This is a genomic window from Arthrobacter sp. Hiyo1, from assembly GCF_001263615.2.
In the GTDB taxonomy this organism is placed as follows: domain Bacteria; phylum Actinomycetota; class Actinomycetes; order Actinomycetales; family Micrococcaceae; genus Arthrobacter.
Window position 1 is genome coordinate 45,200 of sequence record NZ_DF952477.1, and the last position, 1,256, is coordinate 46,455.

General features: G+C 63.5%; 1 pseudogene. It reads left to right on the forward strand.

The features are described from left to right. Positions 1-1,256, forward strand: a pseudogene (locus AHiyo1_RS21610) (AAA family ATPase); the annotation flags it as partial.

Below are 1,256 nucleotides of genomic sequence, written 5' to 3' on the forward strand. Positions count from 1 at the left end.
GGCGCACCACCGGGTGACCATCACCGACGGCGCACTGGCGGCGGCGGCGAGCCTCTCGGAGCGGTACGTTTCGGACCGCTTCCTGCCGGACAAGGCGATCGACCTGATCGACGAAGCCGGTGCACGGCTTCGCATCCGCCGCATGACCCGTCCGCCGGAGCTGAAAGCGATGGATGCACGCATCGCCGAAGTGAAGATGGAGAAAGAATCCGCCATCGACGCCCAGGACTTCGAAGGCGCCGCGTCGCTGCGCATGAAGGAGCAGAAACTTGTCGCCGAGCGCCGGGAAAGGGAGCTCAAGTGGAAGGCCGGCGGCACGGACGGCAACGCCGAGGTCGACGAGGAGCTGATTGCCGAAGTTCTCGCGAACTCCACCGGCATCCCGGTCTTCAAACTCACCGAGGAAGAATCCAGCCGCCTGCTCAAGATGGAGGAGGAGCTGCACAAGCGCGTCATCGCAGAATGAAGCGATTAATTCCGTATCGCGTGCAATCCGCCGCACGCGTGCCGGCCTGAAGGATCCCAAGCGCCCGGGTGGCTCGTTCATCTTCGCCGGGCCCACGGGTGTCGGCAAGACCGAGCTCGCCAAAGCATTGGCGGAATTCCTCTTTGCCGATGAGGATGCACTCATCACGCTGGACATGTCCGAGTACTCGGAAAAGCACACCGTGTCCCGTCTCTTCGGTGCCCCTCCGGGCTACGTCGGCTACGACGAGGGCGGGCAGCTGACCGAGAAGGTCCGGCGTCGTCCGTTCTCCGTGGTGCTGTTCGACGAAGTGGAGAAGGCCCACGCCGATCTCTTCAACTCGCTGCTGCAGATCATGGAAGACGGCCGCCTGACGGATAGCCATGGCCGGGTGGTGGACTTCAAGAACACGGTGATCATCATGACCACCAACCTGGGTACCCGGGACATCTCCAAGAGCGTCGCAACGGGCTTCCAGTCCGGCACGGACACCACCACCGGCTACAACCGGATGCGGGCACGGGTCACGGAGGAGCTCAAACAGCAGTTCCGTCCCGAGTTCCTCAACCGCGTTGACGACGTCATCGTCTTCCCGCAGCTCACGCAGGACGAGATCATCGAGATCGTGGACCTGATGATCCGTCGCTTGGAACAGCATCTGGCGGATAAGGACATGGGCATCGAGCTTACGGACGCGGCCAAGGTCCTGTTGGCCACCCGCGGCTACAACCCCGCCATGGGTGCCCGGCCGCTGCGCCGCACCATCCAGCGCGAGATCGAGGACCAGCTT